The organism is Vibrio sp. 1580 (genome assembly GCF_033340055.1).
Genome location: NZ_JAWOVT010000143.1, coordinates 1 through 863, shown reverse-complemented (window position 1 = coordinate 863; position 863 = coordinate 1). Strand labels below are relative to the sequence as shown.

Here is an 863-nt window from a genome sequence, read left to right as displayed (position 1 = left end):
CAACGATACAGCTCTTCAAGGGCTTGACGAGGTGTTAAGTCGTCTGGATCGATGTTTGATAACGCTTGTTCAATTTCGCTAGGTTCAGGGATTAAGCTGAGCTGATTTGCCACATCCACTGTGCTTGGACGAGGCGAGTCGCTAGCTTGGCCGAGTTGCTCTAGTTGAGACAGTTTAGTACGAGCATTTTTGATGACCGTTTTTGGTACGCCAGCTAAGCCCGCAACCGCCAAGCCGTATGATTTGCTTGCGGCGCCTTCTTGAACAGCGTGCATGAAAGCAATGCTGTCGCCATGTTCTACCGCATCTAGGTGAACATTCGCTAAGTTTGGTAGCAAGTTCGGTAATTCGGTTAGTTCAAAATAGTGCGTAGCGAAAAGTGTCATCGCGCCAATTTGTGTTGCAAGCCATTCGGCACTTGCCCATGCCAATGAAAGACCATCGTAAGTACTGGTACCGCGACCGATCTCATCCATTAACACCAAGCTGTTCTTGGTTGCGTTGTGGAGAATGTTGGCCGTTTCTGTCATCTCTACCATGAAGGTTGAACGACCTGATGCCAAGTCATCTGAAGCACCGATACGAGTAAAGATGCGATCCAATGAGCCAATTTGTGCTGATTCTGCAGGTACATAAGAGCCGATGTGAGCCATCAAAGCAATTAGCGCAATTTGGCGCATGTAGGTTGATTTACCCCCCATGTTTGGACCCGTGATGATGAGCATTTTACGGCTTGGGCTTAATTCTATTGGGTTAGCAATGAACGGGTCCGAGGTGACTTGCTCTACTACCGGGTGGCGACCTGCTTGAATGTGAATACCTGCGTCTTTAACTAGAGTAGGGCGGCAATAATCCAATGAGTC

General features: G+C 48.3%; 1 protein-coding gene. It reads right to left on the bottom strand.

Features of this window, described 5'->3' with window-relative positions; genetic code table 11:
• Nucleotides 1-863: MutS-related protein (locus R7093_RS24605; protein ID WP_411913253.1), on the bottom strand; the 863-nt coding region annotated here is incomplete at both ends.